At 64.4% G+C, this 21,032-nt stretch carries 16 protein-coding genes; 6 read left to right on the forward strand and 10 right to left on the reverse strand.

Annotated features, from left to right (window positions below; all coding sequences use genetic code 11):
* Positions 1-9: 9 nt before the first annotated feature.
* Positions 10-774: an SDR family NAD(P)-dependent oxidoreductase gene (locus SBA_RS03315; RefSeq protein ID WP_224546537.1), complete on the reverse strand. Its 765-nt coding sequence runs from the start codon at positions 772-774 to the stop codon at positions 10-12.
* Between the two features lie 22 nt (positions 775-796).
* The gene (locus SBA_RS03320; RefSeq protein ID WP_261935889.1) at positions 797-1,639 is read right to left on the reverse strand and encodes an IclR family transcriptional regulator; all 843 of its coding nucleotides are present in this window, start codon (positions 1,637-1,639) and stop codon (positions 797-799) included.
* Between the two features lie 186 nt (positions 1,640-1,825).
* Here SBA_RS03320 and rhmD point away from each other — a divergent pair, with 186 nt between their 5' ends.
* The 5 genes from rhmD (at position 1,826) to rhaT (ending at position 6,802) form a co-directional block, all read left to right on the forward strand.
* Entirely contained in the window at positions 1,826-3,010 is a 1,185-nt protein-coding gene (rhmD, locus tag SBA_RS03325) for an L-rhamnonate dehydratase (protein ID WP_261936668.1), read from the forward strand.
* A gap of 25 nt (positions 3,011-3,035) precedes the next feature.
* Complete coding sequence (locus SBA_RS03330; protein ID WP_129925526.1) at positions 3,036-3,893, forward strand: fumarylacetoacetate hydrolase family protein; 858 nt, start codon at positions 3,036-3,038, stop codon at positions 3,891-3,893.
* Entirely contained in the window at positions 3,890-4,639 is a 750-nt protein-coding gene (locus SBA_RS03335) for an SDR family NAD(P)-dependent oxidoreductase (protein WP_261935890.1), read from the forward strand. Before SBA_RS03330 ends, SBA_RS03335 begins: the two co-directional genes overlap by 4 nt.
* A 199-nt stretch (positions 4,640-4,838) precedes the next feature.
* The gene (locus SBA_RS03340; protein WP_261936669.1) at positions 4,839-5,741 is read left to right on the forward strand and encodes an amidohydrolase family protein; all 903 of its coding nucleotides are present in this window, start codon (positions 4,839-4,841) and stop codon (positions 5,739-5,741) included.
* Positions 5,738-6,802 carry an L-rhamnose/proton symporter RhaT gene (gene rhaT / locus SBA_RS03345; protein ID WP_261935891.1) on the forward strand — a complete coding sequence of 355 codons (1,065 nt, stop codon included), beginning with the start codon at positions 5,738-5,740 and terminating at the stop codon, positions 6,800-6,802. The genes SBA_RS03340 and rhaT overlap by 4 nt, the downstream gene beginning before the upstream one ends.
* 15 nt (positions 6,803-6,817) lie before the next feature.
* Here rhaT and SBA_RS03350 read toward each other — a convergent pair whose 3' ends face one another.
* From SBA_RS03350 to SBA_RS03385, 8 genes are all read right to left on the reverse strand, one after another.
* Positions 6,818-7,867 carry a LacI family DNA-binding transcriptional regulator gene (locus SBA_RS03350; RefSeq protein WP_261935892.1) on the reverse strand — a complete coding sequence of 350 codons (1,050 nt, stop codon included), beginning with the start codon at positions 7,865-7,867 and terminating at the stop codon, positions 6,818-6,820.
* 46 nt (positions 7,868-7,913) lie between these two features.
* On the reverse strand, positions 7,914-8,879 hold the full coding sequence (locus SBA_RS03355; protein WP_261935893.1) for a glycoside hydrolase family protein: 966 nt from the start codon (positions 8,877-8,879) through the stop codon (positions 7,914-7,916).
* A complete protein-coding gene (locus SBA_RS03360; protein WP_261935894.1) occupies positions 8,876-10,390 on the reverse strand; it encodes an MFS transporter in 1,515 nt (504 codons plus the stop codon). The genes SBA_RS03355 and SBA_RS03360 overlap by 4 nt, the downstream gene beginning before the upstream one ends.
* An 86-nt stretch (positions 10,391-10,476) precedes the next feature.
* A complete protein-coding gene (gene bglB / locus SBA_RS03365; protein WP_261935895.1) occupies positions 10,477-11,592 on the reverse strand; it encodes a beta-galactosidase BglB in 1,116 nt (371 codons plus the stop codon).
* Between the two features lie 5 nt (positions 11,593-11,597).
* Positions 11,598-14,597, reverse strand: a complete 3,000-nt coding sequence (locus SBA_RS03370) for a glycoside hydrolase family 35 protein (protein WP_261935896.1) — start codon at positions 14,595-14,597, stop codon at positions 11,598-11,600.
* A gap of 4 nt (positions 14,598-14,601) precedes the next feature.
* On the reverse strand, positions 14,602-14,916 hold the full coding sequence (locus SBA_RS03375) for an L-rhamnose mutarotase (protein WP_261935897.1): 315 nt from the start codon (positions 14,914-14,916) through the stop codon (positions 14,602-14,604).
* A gap of 68 nt (positions 14,917-14,984) precedes the next feature.
* Positions 14,985-16,505 (reverse strand): rhamnogalacturonidase, encoded by a 1,521-nt coding sequence (locus tag SBA_RS03380; protein WP_261935898.1) that lies wholly within the window; start codon positions 16,503-16,505, stop codon positions 14,985-14,987.
* The gene (locus SBA_RS03385; RefSeq protein ID WP_261935899.1) at positions 16,505-17,713 is read right to left on the reverse strand and encodes a rhamnogalacturonan acetylesterase; all 1,209 of its coding nucleotides are present in this window, start codon (positions 17,711-17,713) and stop codon (positions 16,505-16,507) included. Before SBA_RS03385 ends, SBA_RS03380 begins: the two co-directional genes overlap by 1 nt.
* A gap of 323 nt (positions 17,714-18,036) precedes the next feature.
* Between SBA_RS03385 and SBA_RS03390 the strand changes: the two genes are divergently transcribed.
* Positions 18,037-20,979, forward strand: a complete 2,943-nt coding sequence (locus tag SBA_RS03390; RefSeq protein ID WP_261935900.1) for a TonB-dependent receptor — start codon at positions 18,037-18,039, stop codon at positions 20,977-20,979.
* The last annotated feature ends 53 nt before the right edge of the window (positions 20,980-21,032 follow it).

Consider the following 21,032-nt stretch of genomic DNA (forward strand, 5'->3'; position numbering starts at 1 on the left):
ACGACGCGCCTATTGCAGATTCACATACATGCCGCCGTCCACCAGCAGCGCAGCGCCGGTGACATAGGCGGCCATGTCCGACGCCAGGAAAACGATCGGCCCGGCCAGATCCTCCGGCGCCCCAAGGCGACCGAGCGGCGTGCGCGCCTCCATATATTGACGCTTCTCGACATCGGCCAGATCATCCTTGTTGATCTCGGTCAAAATGGTGCCGGGCAGCACGCTGTTGCAGCGGATGCCATGCTTGCCCAGCGCAATCGCCGTGGACTGCATCAGCGAATGTACGCCGGCCTTGGTCGGGGTGTAATGGGTCTGGAACTCGCCGCCGACCAGCGCCGAGATGGAGGATACTGCGACGATCGACCCGCCATGACCCTGTTTCACCATCTGCTGTGCCGCCGCCTGCACCATGAAATAGGCGCCATGCAAATTCACCCTGAAGGTCCGCTCCACCACATCGACCGGCATGTCCAGAAACGCGTGGAAGGGGCAGATGCCTGCATTGCTCACCATCACGTCGACCTTGCCGAACGCTTCGACCGCCTTTGCCACGAAATCCTGCGCGGTCTGCGGATCGGCGACGTCGCCCTTCACCGCGATGGCGCGCTGGCCGAGCGCCTCGATCTCGGTCACGCAGCTTGCGGCTGGACCATCGCTGTTCGCATAGTTGATGACGACATCGGCGCCGTGCCGGGCCGCGCCGATGGCGGCGGCGCGGCCGATGCCGGTCGATGCGCCGGTGACGAGGACGGTCTTGCCTTCAAGCAGCTTCATGGGGCGGATTTTCCTTCGATGGTTAGCGCCGCGCCGGGCGGCGGGGGGATTTGACGCCGGGGGTCCAGCCCAGATCGGCGCTGACCTTGTGCGCGGCGGCGCGGACATCCTCGCTCAGCGCCGCCATGCGATCGTCGTCCATATATTGGGCGGCGCTCGACAGGCTGATGGCGGCGATGATCGCGCCCGACGCATCGCGGATCGGCGCGGCGACGCAGCGTATCTGGTCTTCATTCTCTTCCAGGTCGAATGCGCGGCCCGCGGCGGCATAGGCGCGCATCCGCTCCAGCCAGCCGTCATAGTTCTGCTGGTGGGTGCCGGTGGCCTGGTCTGCGTCGAACAGCCTGCGCCAATTGGCTTCCGCATCGTCGATCAGCAGCGCCTTGCCCAGGCCCGTGGAGGTCAGCGGATGGCGGTCGCCGATGCGGCTGCTGATCTCCACGCGGCGGCGGCCGGGAATCTTGTCGAGATAGAGGGCCTGGTCGCCATCGAGCCGGCCCAGATGCACCACATCCTCGCTCGCCGCGGCCAGCGCCTCCAGATGCGGCCGGGCGATCTGCACCACATCGGCCTGCGATTGCGCCAGAAAGCCGAGTTGCAGCAGCTTCGGCCCCAATTGATAGCCCTCGCGCGGCAGGAAGGTCAGGAAGCCGCGCTCTACCATGGCGTTGGCCAGCCGATGCGTGGTCGAGCGCGTGAGCCCCATCCGCTCCGACAGATCGGCCAGCTTGATCGGGCCATCGATCACCTGGTCGAGCAGGTCCAGCCCGCGCTGCAAGGTCTGCGACCCGCCCGCCTTCGCCTTTTCCTCTCGCCCCAAATTTTCCGGTGCGTCCGATTCCGGGTTTGACGTTTTCTGTCTCATCTAATAACACTCTATCCCACAAAATGAGAAAAACAAGGGTGATGGAGAGGCTGGGCATTGATTCTTGCGATCAAACTCCTCCCCAGATCCAACTTTATCGGTTTTTTATCATATGTTGAAATTTTCTGCCGAATATTCCCACATATTGGGTATCGGCGTGACTCAGGGAGTGTATGCGTGCCGATCGTGACGTTGCCGAAGATCAAGCATGTCCGTGCCTTCACCGTGCGCGGCGGCGGGGCGGATTATCATGACCAGGGCGAAGGCCACTGGATCGACGACCATATCGCGACGCCGATGTCGAAATATCCCGAATATCGCCAGTCACGGCAGAGCTTCGGGATCAACGTGCTGGGTACGCTGGTCGTGGAGATCGAGGCGGAGGACGGCACCGTCGGTTTCGCGGTAACGACCGGCGGCGAACCGGCCGCCTATATCGTGGAAAAGCATCTCGCCCGCTTCCTGGAAGGCCGCTCGCCGACCGATTATGAGAAGATCTGGGATCAGATGTATTTCTCGACCCAATATTATGGGCGCAAGGGTCTGGTCGTGAACGCGATTTCCGGTGTCGACCTCGCGCTCTGGGATTTGCTCGGCAAGCTGCGGCAGGAGCCGGTCTATCATCTGCTGGGCGGCGCGGTGCGCGACGAACTGCAATTCTACGCCACCGGCGCGCGGCCCGACAAGGCGAAGGAATTCGGCTTCATCGGCGGCAAGATGGCGCTGCACCACGGCCCTGCCGAGGGTGTCGAGGGCCTGAAGAAGAATATCGCCGAACTGGCCGACATGCGCGCGAAGGTGGGCGAGGATTTCTGGCTGATGTGGGATTGCTGGATGGCGCTCGACGTCAATTATGCCACCCGCCTCGCCATCGCCGCGCACGACCTTGGCCTCAAATGGATCGAGGAGGCGATCAGCCCGGACGATTATTGGGGCTATCAACAGCTCAAGCGCAACGTGCCCAAGGGCATGCTGGTCACCACCGGCGAGCATGAGGCGACCCGCTGGGGCTTCCGCATGTTGCTGGAAATGGACTGCTGCGACATCGTCCAGCCCGACGTCGGCTGGTGCGGCGGCGTCACCGAATTGCTGAAGATCAGCGCGCTCGCCGACGCCCATGGCAAGATGGTCGTGCCGCATGGATCGTCGGTCTACAGCTATCATTTCGTCATCACCCGCCACAACTCGCCCTTTGCCGAGTTCCTGATGATGCATCCGGGGCCGACCGAAGTGGTGCCGATGTTCCATCCGCAATTGCTGGGCGAACCCGTGCCGGAAAATGGCCGCCTGAAGGTGAGCGCGCTCGACAAGCCCGGCTTCGGCGTCGACCTCAACCCCGACATCGCGATGCACCGCCCCTATACCCATTGATTGCCGTAAAAGAGAGACTGATCCCATGAAATTCGTTCGTTTCGGCCAGCCTGGCCAGGAAAAGCCCGGCGTCATCGATACCGATGGCAACATCCGCGATCTGTCGGGCGTCGTCCCCGAATTGACCGTCGCAACGCTGGCCGCCGCCAAGGCCGCCGACATCGCATCGCTGCCGGTCGTCGAGGGCGAACCCCGCTACGGCGTGCCGGTCAAGGGCATCGGCAAGATCGTCGCCATCGGTCTCAATTATGAGGATCATGCGATCGAATCGAACCTGCCGATCCCGACCGAGCCGGTCATGTTCATGAAGGCGCTGTCGTCGCTGAACGGCCCGAACGACGAAGTGATGTTGCCCAGGAACAGCACCCATGGCGACTGGGAAGTCGAACTGGGCGTGGTGATCGGCGAAACCTGCCGCTTCGTCAGCGAAGAGGACGCCCTGTCGAAGGTCGCGGGCTACACCCTCGTCAACGACGTATCGGAACGTTTCAACCAGAAGCAGCGTGGCACCCAGTGGAGCAAGGGCAAGGGGCATGACACTTTCTGCCCCGTCGGTCCCTGGCTGGTGACACCCGATGAGGTCGGCGACCCGCAGGATCTGGACATGTATCTCGACGTCAATGGCGAGCGGATGCAGACCGGCAACACGAAGACGATGATCTTCAACGTCGCGCAGTTGATTGCCTATGTCAGCGAATATGTCACCCTCTATCCGGGCGACCTGATGATCACCGGCACCCCGCCGGGCGTGGGCGAGGGCAAGAAGCCCGACGCCATTTATCTGAAGGCCGGCGACGTCATGGAACTGGGCATCGCCAGGCTCGGCACCCAGAAGCAGCAGGTATCGGAATGGCGTCACCTCGGCGACGTGGTGCTCGGATGAGCGTCTATGCCGGCCGTTTCGCAGGCCGCAACGCGATCATCACCGGCGGTGCGTCGGGCCTGGGCAAGCAGGTCGCCGCGCGCATCGTCGCCGAAGGTGGTCAGGTGGCGCTATGGGATCTCAATCCCGATGTGCTCGCGGCCACCAGCGCCGAGATCGGTGCAGCGCATGTCGTGGCGCTCGACGTCAGCGACTATGCCGCCGTCGCCGCCGCCGCGAAGGAAACCGCCGCCGCGCTGGGCAAGGTCGATATCCTCATCTGCTCGGCCGGCATCACCGGCGCGACCGCGACGGTCTGGGACTATCCGGTCGACAGCTTCCAGCGGGTGATCGACATCAACCTCAATGGCCTTTTCTACTGCAATCGGGAAGTCGCGCCCTTCCTGCTCGAAAACGGCTATGGCCGGATCGTCAATCTCGCCTCCGTCGCGGGCAAGGAAGGCAATCCCAACGCCAGCGCCTATTCTGCGAGCAAGGCAGGCGTGATCGGCTTCACCAAGAGCCTTGGGAAAGAACTGGCCGGCAAGGGTGTCATCGCCAACGCGCTGACCCCCGCGACCTTCGAAAGCCCGATTCTCGCCCAACTGCCGCAAAGCCAGGTCGACTATATGCGCTCGAAAATCCCGATGGGCCGGCTCGGTCTGGTCGAGGAATCGGCGGCCATGGTCTGCTTCATGGCCAGCGAGGAATGCAGCTTCACCACCGCGTCGACCTTCGACACGTCGGGGGGGCGCACCACCTTCTGATATGAGAAGTTGCGCGGCGCGACTGGTCCCAGAGCCAGCGCGCCGCTTTGATCGGGGAGAGATGCCGTTGACGCCGATCCATGACCGCCGCGCGATGCTGACCGTCCTGCTCGGTTCGGCCTGCGCCATGGGCGTGGCGGATGTCTCTCTGGCCAATAGCCCCATGCGGCGCATCCAGCGCCCTTTACCGGAGAGGTCGATGATCCCCTTTGTCGATGCCCATATCCACCTGTGGGATCTCAAACATGTCCGCTACGACTGGCTGAGCGCTCCTTTCTCCGACGACGGACCGAACGGCAGCGTCGAAGCAATCGCTCATGACTATGGCGTCGCGCAATATCGCGCCGACCTTGCTCGCTGGAATGTCGTCGGCGCGGTCCATGTCGATGCCGGTGCCGCGGCGGACAGCGCCTTGCGCGAAACCCAGTGGCTCGACGGCCTCGCCGTGGTCGAAGGCCTCCCCACCGGCTTCGTCGCCTTCGCCGCCCTCGACGATCCCGATGTCGATGCCCTGCTCGCCGCCCAGGCGGCGCACCCGCGGGTCAAGGGCATCCGCCATATCGTCAACTGGCACCATGATCCCCGGCGCACCTATGGTCCGGTCGACCTGACCGTCGATCCGCAATGGCAGGCGGGCTATGCGTTGCTGGCCAAGCATGGACTGTCCTTCGACCTGCAATGCTATCCGGGACAAATGCCGGGCCTCGCTGCGCTGATCGCGCGCCATCCCGATATTCCGGTCATCATCAACCATATGGGCATGCCGGTCCTGACCGATGTCGATGGTCTGGAGGACTGGCGCAAGGGCATGAAGGCGCTCGCCACGCTGCCCCATGTCGCGGTCAAGCTGTCGGGCATGGGTTTCATCCGACGCGACTGGACCCGCGAGACGATCGAACCGCTGGTCCGCGAGACCATCGATCTCTTCGGCCCCGATCGCTGCGCCTTTGCCAGCGACACCCCGACCGACAAGCTGTTCGGCCCGATCGACCGTTACATGGACGCCTATCACGCCATCGTCGCGGACCTGCCCGATACCGACCGCCGCGCACTCTTCGCCGGCAACGCCAACCGCCTCTATCGCCTGGGACTTGACCTATGATCGGAAATCCATTGCTCGGCGTGCTGTTCCATTGGTTGGGCGGCCTGGCCTCGGCCAGCTTCTACGTTCCCTATCGCGGCGTGAAGCGCTGGAACTGGGAAATCTTCTGGCTCACCGGCGGTATCTTCTCCTGGGTGATCGCACCCTGGTTCTTCGCCTCCATCCAGACCAGCGACCTGATGGGCGTGATGCGACAGGTGCCGTCCTCGGTCGTCGGCTGGTGCGTCTTTTTCGGTTTCCTCTGGGGCTTTGGCGGCCTGACCTATGGCCTGACCATGCGCTATCTGGGCCTGTCGCTCGGCATGGCGGTGGTGCTGGGCCTGTGCACCGTCTTTGGCACGCTGATCCCGCCGATCGTCGACGGCAGCTTCATGACGGAGATCGTCGGCACCCTGCATGGCAAGATCGTGCTGCTGGGTCTGGCCGTCACCCTGCTCGGCATCATCGTCGTCGCCATGGCCGGCGCGCGCAAGGATGAGGCGCTGTCGCCCGAACAGAAGGCCGCCGCCGTCGCCGAGTTCGATTTTAGGAAGGGCATCGCCGTTGCCATCTTCTCCGGCATCATGTCCTCCTGCTTCGCCTTCGGTCTGGCGGCGGGGCAGCCGGTGAACGAACTCAGCCGCGCCGCGGGCACCGGGCCGCTCTGGGTCGGTCTCCCGACCCTGTGTATCGTCATGTTCGGCGGCCTCATCACCAACGCGCTCTGGTGCGGCTGGCTGATCGCCAAGAACAGGTCGGCGGGCCAATGGGTGGGTGGGCCCGACGCCAGTGGACAGCGGCCGGCACTGCTGCCCAATTTCCTGCTTTGCGCGCTGGCTGGCACCGCCTGGTATTTCCAGTTCTTCTTCTACACGATGGGGGAAAGCCAGATGGGCCGTTTCGGCTTTTCCAGTTGGACGCTGCACATGGCGTCGATCATCATCTTCGGTACCTGCTGGGGCTTCGCGTTCAGGGAGTGGAAGGACGCCGCCCCTGCCGTCCGCCGCATGGTGTGGAGCGGGGTCGGCCTGCTGATCTTCGCTACCCTCATCATCGGCTACGGCAATCGCCTCGCCGTCTGATGGTCCGGCCCGGCGTCAATGCCGGGCCGGCACCGCGTCCGACTGGCGGCGGATCAGCTGATAGTCCAGCTTCACCTTGCCGATGACTCCGTCCGCCCCTTCATCCTGGCTGCGGAAGCGCATCGCCAGCAGCCCGATCGCCTCGCGGCTCATGTCACGGATCGGCTGGCGGATGGTGGTCAGCGCCGGCCAGATCGCGCTCGCCAGCGGCGTATCGTCGAAACCGCAGATGCTGATCTCGGCCGGCACATTGATCCGGCGCTGGTGCGCGACGGTGATTGCCGCGGCGGCCATGTCGTCGTTGCAGGCGAAGATCGCGCTGGGCCGCGCCTCTAGGCTCATCAGCCGCTCGGCCGCGTCCAGCCCCGACCGATAGCTATAGTCGCCCGGCACGACAAGCTGGTCGTCATGCTCCAGCCCATGATGGAGCAGCGCATCGCGAAATCCCTGCAACCGCCGCGCGCTCGACCGGTGGCGCACATTGCCCTCTATGAAACCGATGCGCCGATGCCCCAGTTCGATGAGATGCCGGGTCAGGTCATAGGCGGCGTGGCGGTCGTCGGTGCCCACCGCCAGCATGTCCGGCTCGTCCTGGTCCGGCGCGATTGCGACGATGGCGATATCGCGCGCCGTCAGTCCGGCGATCAACTCCGGCCAATCGCACAAGGGTGGTGGCAGGATCACGCCGGCGACATTGGCATGGGCAACCTGCTCGACGATTTCTTCCGCGAAGGCGCCGGGCGCGCACTGTTCGACCACCAGATGCAGGTGTCGCTGCGGTGCTTCGCCCAGCGCACCCAGCAACAATTCCCCCAGATAAGCGGACGTGGTCGAGTTGCTGTGCAACAGTGCGACCCGCCGGTCGGCGCTGCCGGCCAACGCGCGGGCCGACGCATTGGGGATATAGCCCAGTTCCTTGACCGCCAGTTCGACCGCGCGCCGCGCTTTGGCGCTGACCAGCGCTTTGCCGTTGACCGCGCGCGACGCGGTCATGACCGACACGCCCGCACGGGCGGCGACTTCCTTGATCGTGGGCGGCTTCTTCTTGGGATCGCTCTTCTGCATCCCCTCTTCCCTAGCCGCTTTTACGGCCAAGGAAAATCGCCGGGATTCAGGGCGTCAGCCGGACCCGCGCCGGCGCGTTGCGGTCTACGCTGACGACCCCGTCCTTTTCCTTCAACTCGGCGATCTGCAATACGCTGCGCCGCTTCCAGTCGGGATTGGCCTTCGCTTCATCCTCGCCCTCCTGATGGACGAAATAGATGATATAGGCGCGCTCGCCCGCCACGATGATGTCGGGATGCTGGCCCTTGGCCCGATCGGTCGGATGAATACCGGGCTGACTCAATATATGATCCGGCTGCGTCGTCCAGTGCGCCGCATCGTCGGATCGCATCACCAGCACGCCTTGCCATGCGTCGGATATCAGCCAGTATCGTCCCTTCCAGCGAAATGCCTTGGGGCCTTCCCCCGGCGTTTCCGTCAACCGCTCGCCGACCGTCCAGTGGACCAGATCGTCGCTGTCGGCGGCACGGATCGCCTTGTTCATTCGCTCGTCATTGAAGAAGAGGCGATAACCGCCGCCCGGCAACGCCATTATACTGGCATCGATCACCCGGTCGGAGCCGAGGTCGAGCCGCTCGCCGCAAGTCCAGCGCGTCAGGTCCGGGCTGGTCAGATGGACGATGAAGCGTGGCGCGTTCCAGTCGCGATAGACGCCCGGCACCACCGTCAGCCACATATGCCATTGTCCCGCCAGCCATTGCACCTCGGGCGCCCACAGCGTGTCGCCGGTGCAGCTTTTGGGAATGTCGGCAGTTCCGCCATAGGTCCAGCGCGCGCCATCCTTCGACCGCGCGACGCCGATTGCGGTGCCATGCACCCAGCGCGAGTCCTTCGGGTCTTCTGGCGGAAGGTCGGCGCGGCGATTGGTGTAGAACATGACCCATTCGCCGCTCCGCGTGTCGCGCACGGTCGAAGCATCGGCCGCGCCGTCATGCACCGGATCGCGGAACAGCGGCTTGGGCGCGACGGGACCGCTGGCCGCGGCGCCGATGAGCAGCAGCGCGCCGATCATCGCGCCAATCCCGCGACCGGATTATTGCCCCATAGCTGGTCGTAGCGCCACCCCGACAGATCCTCGACCACCAGCGCCGCGCCGGGCGAACTGGGCGTGCGCGCGCCGCTGCGCAGATGCTCGATCTCGCGCATCAATATGTCGTGGGTCGCGGGGCTCAGGCGGAAGCGTCTCGACACCCACAGGCCGAACATCAGGCAGCCGACCGTTCCTATCCCCAGCAGCAGCGCCATGGTGAGAATCGCGCCATGGCTTTGCACCGGCGCGCCCGATATGAAGCCACCCGCCTGCATGATGAAGCCCACGCCCGCGACCGCGGCGGCCTGGGTCGCCTTGCGCACGAAGGTCATGACCCCGGCGAAGCTGCCCTCGCGCCGCTGACCGGTCACGATCTCGTCGACGTCAGCCATATAATTATAGGTGGCCCAGGGAATATAGTTGAGCGCGCCGCGCCCCAGCCCCGCCAAAATGATCGGCGCCCATATCCAGGGGGAGGTGGCCGGCACGCCGAGCAGCCACAGGCCGATCAGGGCGAACACCCCCACCGCAAAATCGGCGGCGGCGACCTGATAGGCGCGGCTGGGGGACGCGCGCAGCGCCAGGTTGATGGCGATGATCACCGCCACGAACTGGACGATATACATCGTTCCCAGCAGCCCCGATGCTTGTCCCATCGATCCCGACAGCGCGAAGATGACGAAGAAGGTGAAGGTCGCGTTGAAAATATCCTGGCTGATATAGCCGCCCAGATACATGCCCAGATGCAGGCGAAAGGCGCGAATGCGCATGGTCGAGAAGAGGTTGCGATAGAGCGCGCTCAACGCCTGCCCTGCGCCGCCGGCCGCCAGCCTTTCGGCGGCTACCGCCGGTCCACCCGGCATATGCCGTTCCCAGCTGAACAAATAGAGCAGCCCCGCAGTCACCATGAACAGGGCGGCGAAGATCAGGCCCATATAGAAGAAGGTGTCGGCGCTGTCCCGGCCCAGCGCGTTGATCAGCCAGAGCGGCAGGAAGCCCGCCAGGATCGCCGACGCCTGGCCGAAGAGGATGCGCGATCCCGCGAATTTGGCCTTGGTGCGATAGTCGCTCGACATTTCGGCGGCGAGCGTCTCGAACGGGATGATCTCCATCGCATAGACCAGTTCGAACAGCACATAGCTGACGAGATAGTACCAGAATCCTTGCCCGGGCAGCCACATCAGCGCGAAGCTCGGCAGCAGCGGGATGGCGGCGAGGATGAAGAAGCGGCGGCGGCCGAATGTGCGACCAAGCCAGGTCGATCCGAAATGATCGGAGATATAGCCGATCATCGGCGAGGCGAAGGCGTCGAGGATGCGGGCCACGGCGAAGATCGTCGCCGCCTGACCTGCGCTCAGGCCGCAAAACTGGGTGTAGAAGATCAGCACCCAGCCCGAAATGACCGCCATCGCCCCCGCACCCAGCACATCGTTGGAGCCATAGGCGAGATAATTGGGCAAGCGGACGGGTCGGATCGGCGCTGCTTCAGGCATGTTCGGCTCCTCAGCCCATCTTATCATTGTTGGTCCGCGGACGGCGACGCTCCTTCCATGATCGCCGCCGTCCGCGTCCGCCTGCGTCAGATATAGGTGCGCAGGAATTCACCCAGCGCGCAGATGGCCAGGCTCTGGCCATAGGGCATGGAGGTGAGCGCGATATCCTTGTAGAATTGCTGGGTGTCGCCCATCGCGGTGCCGAAGCTGACCTGCTGCAACTCGCCCGCTTCATCGATATTGGCGAGCACGCCCTGCACGGCCTTGATCCCCACCTCCTCATAGGCGCGCGGCAGATAGCCCTTCCGCACCGCCTTCAATATGCCATAGGCGAAGCCGGCGGTGGCCGACGCCTCCAGATAGCTGGTCGGATCGACGATCAGCGTGTGCCACAGGCCGCTGTCGGCATCCTGCGTTTCGCTCAGCGTCTTCACCTGCGCCGCCAGCGTGTCGATCAGGAAGGTGCGGAAGAAATCGCCTTCGGGCAGGTCCAGAATCTCGATGATCTCGGGGATCGCGATCGTCACCCAGCAATTGCCGCGCGCCCACAGCGCCTGCGCGAAATTATGGCGGCCATTGAAGTCCCAGCCGTGGAACCACAGGCCCGTCTTCGTATCGAACAGATATTTGATGTGGACCAGGAACTGGCGCTTGGCTTCCTCGATATAGGCCGGGCGGTTCAGCAGCAAGCCGATCTTGGCCAGCGGCAGCACCGACATCATCAGCGTGTCGTCCCACAGCTCGCCCGGATTCTCGTCATTATAGACGATATGCTGGAACCCGCCTTCCTGCGTCTTGGGCAGGCCGTCGGGGGCCATCAGCCATTCCGCCCAGCTATCGAGATAGGGAATGTAGCGCGGGTCCGGCTCATGCTCATAGAGGTAGGCGAGCGTGATGAAGGGGGCCATCGTGTTGATATTCTTGGTCGGGGTGCCTTCGGCGAAGCGATCCTCGAACCATTGTTTGATGATCGCCAGCGCCATGGCGTCGCCGGTCTGTTCATAATAGCGCCATATGCCGAACAGGCCGACGCCATGGGTCCATTCCCATCCGGCCCAGCCCTTGGTGTCGATGATCCGCCCATCGTCCAGATGGAGCAGGAATTCGCCGGTCTCGTCCTGGATATTGACGAGATTGTCCATCAGGCGATCGATGGCGTCGATCACCTGCGGGCGAGGGACGTCATGAGAGAGAGCGGCCACTGATATTACTCCTTGAGATCTGAAGGTGCGTTTGGCGCGGCAACCATCTGCACTGGCAGACCGCCTTTCATGGTATGAAGGGTGACGAGGCGCACGCTTTCCAGCGCGTCGCCCGGCTGGCCATCGGATGTGACGGCCAGCGCGACATGATTGCGGCCCCGGTGGTTGAGGATGCCTTCGGGGATGGGGAAGGTCCGTTGCGGGCCGACATGGGCGATGAACTGGCCCATGTTCCAGCCGTTGACGAAGATCAGCACGCGATACCGAACCGGCGAGCGCGGTATCCTGGCGTCACCGAAACTGAGCGCGATGGTCGCGTCCTGGCCCTTGGGCACGGCGAGATTGAAGGCGGTGCGATACCAGTTGGTGCCCGCCTGCGCCTGCGTCGCGGGTACGCTGGCCCTGGCCCATGCGCTGTCGTCGAAGCCCGGCAGGTGCCAGCCCATCCGCTCGCCATATTGGCCGCCATTATTGGCGGGCCCGCGGGCGACGTCAGGCAGGTTTTCGCCGCCCTGTTTACCCTGGATCTTCCATGCGATCGGCACGGCGAAGCTGCGTCCGCCCGGTCCCCCCTCGAGCGAGGCGGAGATCAGGCCGCGCGCTTCCTTGTGGAAATCGTCGCTGTCCAGATCCCAATTATGGCCATTATTGCGCACCATGACGGAGACGACATGCTCGCCCGATCGCGCACCGGCGGGCAGGGCGAAGCGCGCCGTGCCGGTGGTGATGGGGCGTGGCAGGCCTGCGGGCGTTTCGCCTTCGCCCAGGAACTGGCCGTCGACCCAGGCCTGCACCAGCCCCGACCCACCCGCGCCATAATAGAGCGAAAGCGCCCTGGCGTCGGGCGTGCCGGTAAAGCGGCCGCGATACCAGACGTCGCCGTCATGGAAGCCATAGGCGTCCATGCCCATGTTGGGCTGGCCGTCGGGCCGCGCCGTGATGCTGGCGGAGGGGCGATTGTCGATCGCCTGCCATGCGCCGTCGTCGAAGGCGGGGTCGGCTTCGGGTGCCCCCTTGGCGACGCGCCAGTCGGTCAAGGCGGGCAAGGCGATGTCGGCTGGCCCGGCCAGCGGCTGCAAGGCGGTGTAGCTGCCCGCAACCCCGGCTTTCGTCGCAACCTTTGCGCCATTCCATGTGACCGCGCGGACCGCCTTGGGCGCCCAGATTGCGAGCAGGCTGGCCTCGGCCGTATCGCCGGTCAGCGCCAGCGTGCCGTCCTTGACCGTAGCGCTGCGCACCAGCGCCGGGCCGCGCACCAGCGCGTCCTCCTGCCGCCAGTAGCGGGCGCCTTCGGCTTCGTCGGCGAGGATCAGCGTCAGCGGCGGTCGTCCGCCGCCTTCGATCCGCAGCACGGCGCGGCCCTGATGGCTGTAATCGAGCTTGAGGTCACCCTTCGCCGCGTCGAAGGCGCTGGTGGCGCTGCCTTCCAGCACCGTCACCTTCGGGGCGGAGGCATAGCGCAGCACCGTCTGGCCCGGTTCCCCGGCGCGGCCGTAGAACAGCATGAGGTCCGCTCCGTCCATCACCTGCGCGGACTGGAGTTCGGAGGTCGAATAGACCAGCCGATGCCCGCCCAGCGCCACGCCGGCAACGAGCCATTTGGCGTCGAAGCCGTTCAACTGCATCGGCACGCTATAGCGGCCATCGGGCAGGTCGGCGGTGAAGCGGAAGACGTCGCTGGTCTGCCCGTTGGACGGCTTGTGCGCCACCATCAGGAAGCGCGCATCCGTCTCCGGGTTTTTATTGTGGTAAATCTGGATATTGGGCGAGGAAATCTCCACCGCGCCAGCCGGGATCATCCCCGCCAGGTCGGGGACTGACGCAATCAGCCCGCCCAACTGCTTCATCTCCAGCGCCTTTTCGCGCAGTGCGCGCGGTTCGGAGATGGCGGCGCCATAATCATAGCTGGTGAACACCACCGGCGCGGGCAACCAGCCCCAACTGGTGCCGCCATAGGTCATGTAAAAGCTCTGGATGCCGATCCCGTTGGCGAGGTTGGTGCCGTAGAAGACCCGCTGGAAGCGCTTGCCGCGCTGGATCGCGTTGCAGGCATAGCCGCCGTTCGATCCCCAATAGTCGAACCAGCCGCCACCGAACTCCGCCAGGAAGCCGGGGGTGTCGGGGGAAGCGGATGCGCCGCCCTTCGCCCCGCCGGGACCATAATAGCCCCAGTCGGGCGCGGCGACATCGCGGGTCGGCTTGCCCTCGACCGTGCAGGTGCCGCCGGGATAGCCGTCGAACGCATAGAGGTCGTTGGGGCCGGTCACGACCTTGTCGATCTTGCTGCTTTCGGGCGTCCAATATCCGTTGCGGCCCTGATCATTATGGAACAGCGGTATGGTGATGCCATCGGCCCGCGCCTTGGCGGCCAGATGGTCCATGTAGCGGCGCTGCGCCGGGGTGGTCAGCGCCAGCTCATTTTCGATCTGGTGCAGGATGACGCCATAGCGGCGGCTGGGATCGGCATTGATCTGATGCTTCGCGACGATCGCATCGACTTGGGTCAGCCATTCGTCCACGGCAGCCAGATAGGCGGGATCGTCGGTGCGGGCGCGGGCGCGCTGGTTGACCAGCCAGCCGGGAAAGCCGCCGCGCGACAATTCGGCATTCACATAGGGACCGGCGCGGGTGATGACGTAGAGGCCTTCCTCTTCCGCCATGGTCAGCAGCCGGTCGATGTCGCGGATACCGCTGAAATCATACACGCCCTGTTTCGGGCTGTGATAGCCCCAGTCGAAATAGAGGGCGACCGTATTGAAGCCGCCCGCCTTCATCTTCTGGAGAATGTCGCGCCACAGGTCGGGCGACGGCAGGCGGAAGGGGTGGAATTCGCCGCCCCAGATCACCAGCCGCTGGCCGTCCACCATCAGCGATCGCGCGTCATACGACACGCGGCCAAAGCGCTTCACGGGCGCGGACAGATTGGCGGTCTGCTTCGCCTCCTGCGCGGGGAGGGGCGTAGCCAGGGCGGAGCCGAGCAGCAGGGCGGCGATCAGCGAACGCATGGGATCAATCCATGTGAAACAGCAGCGGGAGCGGCCATTCCTTGGGCTGGCTGCCGGGCTGCACCTCCATCAGCGGGGCCATATGGTCCCACCAGCGCTGCATCACCGGATGGCCGGGCAGCGCATCGCGCTGATTCTCGTCCCGCAGCTTGAGCACCGCAAACAGGCTCAGCGTCCCTTCGTCCAGAAAGATCGAATAGTCATATATGCCCGCCTGCGACAGCAAGTTGGACAGTTCTGGCCAGATTTCATCATGGCGCTTGCGATACTCGTCCACCACGCCGGGCTTGAGTTGCATCTTGAAGGCGTGGATGGACATCGGCGCTCCGTAATATCCATATTGTGGAACTTGCTACCTATATTTGGTAGCACTGTCCCGGAGGATCGTCAACGCCAGAGCGGGGTGTCGCGCACCGAAACATGGCGCACATCGTCGAACGCGAACGGCGGGCGCTGGTCCGGCGCGATGGTTTCGGCGCGCAGCCGGTCGATCGTCAGCCGTTCCACATGGCGCGCCCATAGCGCCCAGCTTGGCAGCAGGCCGAACATGCTGGGTTCGGGATAGGCGTCGGGCAACTCCGCCGGAACGCGCGCCGCATCGGTCGCCGTGCCGCCGCCGCGATAGAGAAGATGGATGTCGCGCAGTGTCACGTCGCGGATCGGCTGCCCCGGCAGACCGGCGATGGCGACGGGGAAGCGATGGTCGATGCCGCGGGCATCGACCTCGCCGATCGCGACATCGCGAATCGCGCCGACGCCGGTTCCGTCCGGCCCGCGCCGCCGGTCGCCGAGCCGCAGGAAAAGCGGTGCGGTGGTGACATCGCGCATCGTCAGGCGGCGGGCGACGATATGTTCCATAACGCCGCCGTCCACCGTCTCCAGCGCCAGGCCGCGGCAGCGGCTGAAGCGGCAATCCTCGATCCGCACATTGCGATAGCCGCCATTGCTTTCGGTGCCGAGCTTGATCCGGCCCGTCACCCTGTCGCGGTCGGGTGCGACCTCCTGCGTGGTTCGCTTCGTGCCGTCGACCAGCGATCCCATGTCGTAGCCCGACACGTCGCAGTCGCGGATCACTATGTCCTCCGATGCGATCGCCCGGCCCAAGGCAAAGCTGCTTTTGACCACGATGCCGTCGTCATTGGGCGAATTGACCCGGCAGTGCTCCACCACCACATCGCGTACGCAGTCCAGGTCGATCCCGTCGCGATCGGTGTCGATCGTCAGCCCGTCGATCCGCAATTCCCGCGTGCCGGTGGCCAGGACCGCGAAATGCCCGCCTTTCAGGATGGTGAAGCCCGACAGGCGGATGTCGCGCCCGTTCTTCAGCGCGATCGCCTTGTTGCCCAACCCCTGCATCGCCACGGCGTCCGGTTCCAGATGACCGATCTCCGCCGCGCTCATGCCCTGCATCGACAGCGGCCGTTCGCCCGCCTGCTTCTTCCAGCGCGCACCGGGGCCATCACGGGTCAGGCCCAGCCCATGGATCAGGCCGGGGCCAACGATCGCGACCTGCTCGACATCCTCGCCCCAGATCAGGCTGTTGCGCCAATGGCTATGGCCGAAATCCTGGTAGAGTTGGTCTACGTCCGTTTCTGGCAGGTCGTAGCGCCCGGCGTGGCGCGCCGGATCGGCCGCCTCGATCACCGCGCCCTCGGCCAGCAGCAGCGTCACCCGGCTCCTGAGCCGGATCGAAAAGCAGAGATAGCGCCCGCGCGGCAGGACGACCGTGCCGCCCCCTGCGGCGGAGGCGGCCTCGATCGCGGCGTTGATCGCGCCACTGTCGATCGCGATCCCATCCCCGTGCGCGCCATGGCCGCGGACGTCATAGTGGCGCGCGGCATGGGCCGGGAAGACGGGCAGCAGGGCGCTCGCCAGGCCCAGCGTCAGATCGCGGCGGGTCAAGCGCATCAATTGCCCGCCGGCCGCTGATCGCTGCGGATCAGGCTGGGGGCGATGGCGATCGCATCCGCTGCGGGTGGCCGGTTGGGGGTAAAGGCGGGCATCGTCACATGCGTCGCCAGCGCGGGAATCTGCATGCGAATCCGTTCCGCCACTGCGCTGGCCAGCAGCCAGGCGCCATAATTGTCATGGTGCGTCCTGTCCTTGCCGCCATCGTTGAAAGCGGTCGGCGCGACCGCCGGCCCCAATGCCTCATAGATGGCCCGGCTGTCGGCATTGAGGTCGATCAGCGGCACCTGCTCTTCCACCGCGAGCTTGCGCGCCGCCGCCGCATAGGCGCCCAGCGTATCGAGAATCTTCCCCTGCGCATCGAAATTGCGCCGTTCGGGCGACGTCACCAGCACCGGATGCGCGCCGCGCCGCCGCGCTTCGGCGATATAGGCGCGGAGCCAGGCGACATAGCCCGTCCCGGCATCGAGATAGGTTTGCGGCCATTCCTTCTTCTGGTCGTTATGGCCGAACTGGATGAACAGCCAGTCGCCGGGCTTCATGCGCGCCAGCAACTTGTCGAGGCGCAGGTCAGTCAGGAAGGATTTGAGCGTCGCGCCCGACTTGGCATGGTTGGCGACCACGATCCCGTCGTCCAGCATCGCCGGCAGCATCTGGCCCCAGCTTGCGGCCGGTTCGGCATATTGGTCGGTCACGGTCGAATCGCCGGCCAGGAAGAGCGTGGGTGCGATCACGGGTTCGATCCGTACCGATTGCACCGCCGGCCGGCCGAGAAATTCCAGCGTCAGCTTCTCGTCCCAGGTCGCTTCCTGCGCTTCGCGCGCGTCGATCCGCACCGCGCGGCCGCCCGGTGCATTGGGCGGCGGGGGCGTCAATGCGGGGGTGCGGATATTGACCAGGAAGCTGCGTTCGACACTCTCGCCCCGGCGCGTGACGATATGGTTCAGCATCAGCCGCCGCGCTTCCGCCTTGACGCTGGTGTCGCCTGTTTGGCGGGCATCGCCCAGCCGCACCGTAACGCGATAATCACCTTCGGGCAGCGCTGCCGAAAAAAGGAAGCCCTGCGCGCCGCCGCCTGGTTCCACGCCATGGCCGCCATGCACATAGGGATGCCGCCATTCCGCCGATCCGGCACGCAGGTCGAAACTCTGCACGGCTGGGAGGGCAGTGGCGGTCAGCATCCATGCGAGGGAAGTGGAAAGCGGCATGAAGCGAAGCATCCCATCGGATAAGAAGAGGGAACGCCGCGGCGCCACAGCGCTCCCCCAGATCAAACCGCCCGTGCAGAGGCGGCTGGATAAAAATCCCATTAAATAGATTATCGATCCATATATAGGGATACACTGATGGTCAATCGGCTTTGGCGGTTGAGGAACTGAGCGTGCAGATGGCCCACATTGTGGACATGAAAATCACATGATGATTTTTCTGGCAATTGTCAGACTAGCGATATAGGATGATACCTCAGTTCACATAGTGGGACACGATGGACGTCATAAGCGATGGCGCCCGTGACAAATGGGGAGGATTTATGTTGCACACCCGTTCCGCGTTCGCCCGCCGCAGCTCGGCCCTTGCGATCGCCTCCATGCTGCTGGTTGCTGCGCCGGCGATCGCCCAGGAACAGCCGGCGGTCGATCGTCCGGCCGCGGATCCGGGTGTCGCCGACATCGTCGTCACCGGCTTCCGCGCTTCGCTCAGCAGCGCGCTTGGCATGAAGCGCAAGGAAGCCGCGGCGATCGATTCGATCGTTGCGGAGGATATCGGCAAATTTCCCGACTCCAATCTCGCCGAATCGATGCAGCGCGTGCCCGGCGTAGCGCTGGCGCGCGGCGATGGCGGCGAGGGGCGCAATATTTCGGTCCGTGGCCTGGGCGCCGGCTTCACCCGGGTCCGCATCAATGGGATGGAAGGCACGGCGCAGACCGGCTCGTCCGACATTTACGGCGCGGGCAACAACGGCCGCAGCTTCGACTTCAACGTCTTCCCGACCGAAATCTTTTCGGCGCTTTCGGTCCGCAAGACGCCCTCGGCCGATGTGGAGGAAGGCTCGCTGGGCGCAACCGTCGACCTGACCGCCCCCAAGCCGTTCGACCAGAAGGACGATTTCGTCCTCTCCATGACCGCGCGCGGCGTCTATAACGAGCTGTCCAAGAAGGTCGATCCGCGCGCCTCGCTGTTGATCTCCAAGCAATTCGGCGACAGCGGCTTCGGCATCCTCGGCTCGGTCGCCTATCAAAAGCGCCACATCCGCGAAGTCGGCTATTCGGCGGTCGATATCCTGTCCGCCAACACCAATGGCGGTTTCTGTTCGCCGATCGGCTTCGCGCCGCAAAATCCGGCGGACAATGCGATCAAGGGGGCCGATGCACTCAACTGCTCGACCGGCAATCCGCGCACCAGCACCAACGCCGCCTATCAGGCCATCCAGGATCTACGCCGCGACGACCTGTCCGGCGTGGCGGGCAGCGGCGCCTTCCTGCCGCGCATCCCGCGCTACCTCAACAGCGAGCAAAATCAGGAACGGATCGGCGGATCGCTGACACTGCAATTCCAGCCCGACGACCAGACCGACATTTCCGTCGATTTCCTCTATTCCCGCTTCGAAGTGACGCGGCGCGACAATTATATCGCCGCCATCTCCTTCGCCCGGTCGGCCGCCAATAACGGCCAGCCGATGACGTCGGTGCGCGACATCGCATTCGACGAAAACGGCTCGCTGGTTCATGGCGTGTTCGACGGCGTGGACGTGCGGTCCGAAGGGCTTGTCGACCATTTCGTGTCCACCTTCAAACAGGCCAATGTCAACTTCAGGCGCCAGCTGAACGACAGCCTGGAGGTGAGCGGCATCGTCGGCTTCAACCGCTCGATCTGGGACGGGAAGAAGCGGCTCCAGACCTTCATGGACGCGATCGACACCGATAATTTCACGATCGACTTCCGCGACGGCGGCACCACGCCAAAGCTCGGCTTCGGCATCGACGTCAACGATCCGGCCAGCTTCACCTATGGTCCGGGTCGCGCCGACGGCACCGTGCTGGGGGGCTTCAGCTTCCAGGGCAAGCCATCGCGCAACAAGACCGACAATCTGACCGCCGAGGCCAATCTCAAATGGACCGTCAGCGACGCCTTCTCGATCCGCGCCGGCGCCCAATATCGGCGCAGCGACTTCCTGTCCACCTTCCTGCGTCCCTATACCGCCGACACCGTGGTCCGCGCGCTGCCCGCCGGCACGAGCCTGGCCGACATCACCCGTACGATCAGCGGTGTCGACAAGCTATGGGGCAATGGCGCGCCGGCCAGTTGGGTCGCGATCGATCCGGAAAAATGGGCCAGCACTTTCGGGTTCGATTCGGTCCGCTATTGCGGGGTCGAATGCGGCGGCGGACGCAGCCGGGTGCGCGAAGAGGTGAGCAGCGCCTATCTGATGGCCAATTTCGACCTGGAGGATGCGATCGGCATCGGCATCCGCGGCGATGCTGGCCTGCGCTACGTCAAGACCGACATGCTGTCGTCGGGCTATGTCACGGTGGCCAGCGCCGCTTCGCCCACCGGCCTCACCGGCCAGTTCGCGGCGGCCAAGAACAGCTATGACGACTGGCTGCCGTCGGCCAATATCGTGGTCGAGCCGATGGACAATCTGCTGCTGCGCTTCTCCGGCGCCAAGGTGCTGGCGCGGCCCGAACTGGGCCTGCTGACCCCGACCAGCGGGGTCAATCCGGTGACCCGTGTCGGCAACGTCAACAATCCCTTCCTCGACCCCATTCGGGCGACCACCTTCGACGTGGCGGTCGAATGGTATTTCCGCCCCGGCTCGCTGCTCTCGGCCGCCTTCTTCTATAAGGACATCAAGAGCTTCATCCAGAATGTGAACAGCCAGATCCCATTCAACCAGCTCGGCCTTCCAGATGCGCTGCTGGAAAACAGCAATACCCTGCCGACCGAATTGTTCACCGTGTCGCAGCCGTTCAACACGCCGGGCGGCAAGCTCAAGGGCATCGAGCTGAACGCCCAGATCCCCTTCACCTTCTTCGACGGGTTCCTCGGCAATTTCGGCTTCCTGGGCAATTACACCCGCGTCACGTCGAAGATCGAATATATCCTCGCCAGCGTGAACGGCGTGCCGACCGTGACGACCACGGCGGACCTGGTCGGCCTGTCCAAGAACACGGCGTCGGCAACGCTTTATTATGAGGATGAGAAATTCTCGATCCGCACTACCGGCAATTTCCGTGACAAGTTCATCCGCGGCATCCCCGCCTCGCCGGGCAGCGACCTGCAGGGCAATGCCAAAACCTTCTTCATGGACGCGTCGGCCAGCTATAATGTCACCGACCGGCTGAAGATCATGGTGGAGGCGACCAATCTGACCGACGAGCAGAACCGGCTCTATATCGATAGCCAGCGGCAGGACACCTTGTTCGAGACCCGGATCGGCCGGACCTTCACCTTCGGCGTCACCTACCGGATGTAATGCGCCTAAAGCTCCTCCCCCAACCTCAAGGGCGCGGCCACCCCGGTGACCGC

It is taken from the genome of Sphingomonas bisphenolicum, assembly GCF_024349785.1.
GTDB lineage: Bacteria > Pseudomonadota > Alphaproteobacteria > Sphingomonadales > Sphingomonadaceae > Sphingobium > Sphingobium bisphenolicum.

Coding starts and splice junctions, on each gene's coding strand:
- SBA_RS03330 (WP_129925526.1), top strand. CDS start 3,036: ATGAAATTCGTTCGTTTCGGCCAGCCTGGCCAGGAAAAGCCCGGCGTC.
- SBA_RS03315 (WP_224546537.1), bottom strand. CDS start 774: ATGAAGCTGCTTGAAGGCAAGACCGTCCTCGTCACCGGCGCATCGACC.
- SBA_RS03390 (WP_261935900.1), top strand. CDS start 18,037: ATGTTGCACACCCGTTCCGCGTTCGCCCGCCGCAGCTCGGCCCTTGCG.
- SBA_RS03340 (WP_261936669.1), top strand. CDS start 4,839: ATGATCCCCTTTGTCGATGCCCATATCCACCTGTGGGATCTCAAACAT.
- SBA_RS03385 (WP_261935899.1), bottom strand. CDS start 17,713: ATGCCGCTTTCCACTTCCCTCGCATGGATGCTGACCGCCACTGCCCTC.
- SBA_RS03355 (WP_261935893.1), bottom strand. CDS start 8,879: ATGATCGGCGCGCTGCTGCTCATCGGCGCCGCGGCCAGCGGTCCCGTC.
- SBA_RS03360 (WP_261935894.1), bottom strand. CDS start 10,390: ATGCCTGAAGCAGCGCCGATCCGACCCGTCCGCTTGCCCAATTATCTC.
- SBA_RS03370 (WP_261935896.1), bottom strand. CDS start 14,597: ATGCGTTCGCTGATCGCCGCCCTGCTGCTCGGCTCCGCCCTGGCTACG.
- SBA_RS03320 (WP_261935889.1), bottom strand. CDS start 1,639: ATGAGACAGAAAACGTCAAACCCGGAATCGGACGCACCGGAAAATTTG.
- SBA_RS03375 (WP_261935897.1), bottom strand. CDS start 14,916: ATGTCCATCCACGCCTTCAAGATGCAACTCAAGCCCGGCGTGGTGGAC.
- SBA_RS03380 (WP_261935898.1), bottom strand. CDS start 16,505: ATGCGCTTGACCCGCCGCGATCTGACGCTGGGCCTGGCGAGCGCCCTG.
- SBA_RS03350 (WP_261935892.1), bottom strand. CDS start 7,867: ATGCAGAAGAGCGATCCCAAGAAGAAGCCGCCCACGATCAAGGAAGTC.
- rhaT (WP_261935891.1), top strand. CDS start 5,738: ATGATCGGAAATCCATTGCTCGGCGTGCTGTTCCATTGGTTGGGCGGC.
- SBA_RS03335 (WP_261935890.1), top strand. CDS start 3,890: ATGAGCGTCTATGCCGGCCGTTTCGCAGGCCGCAACGCGATCATCACC.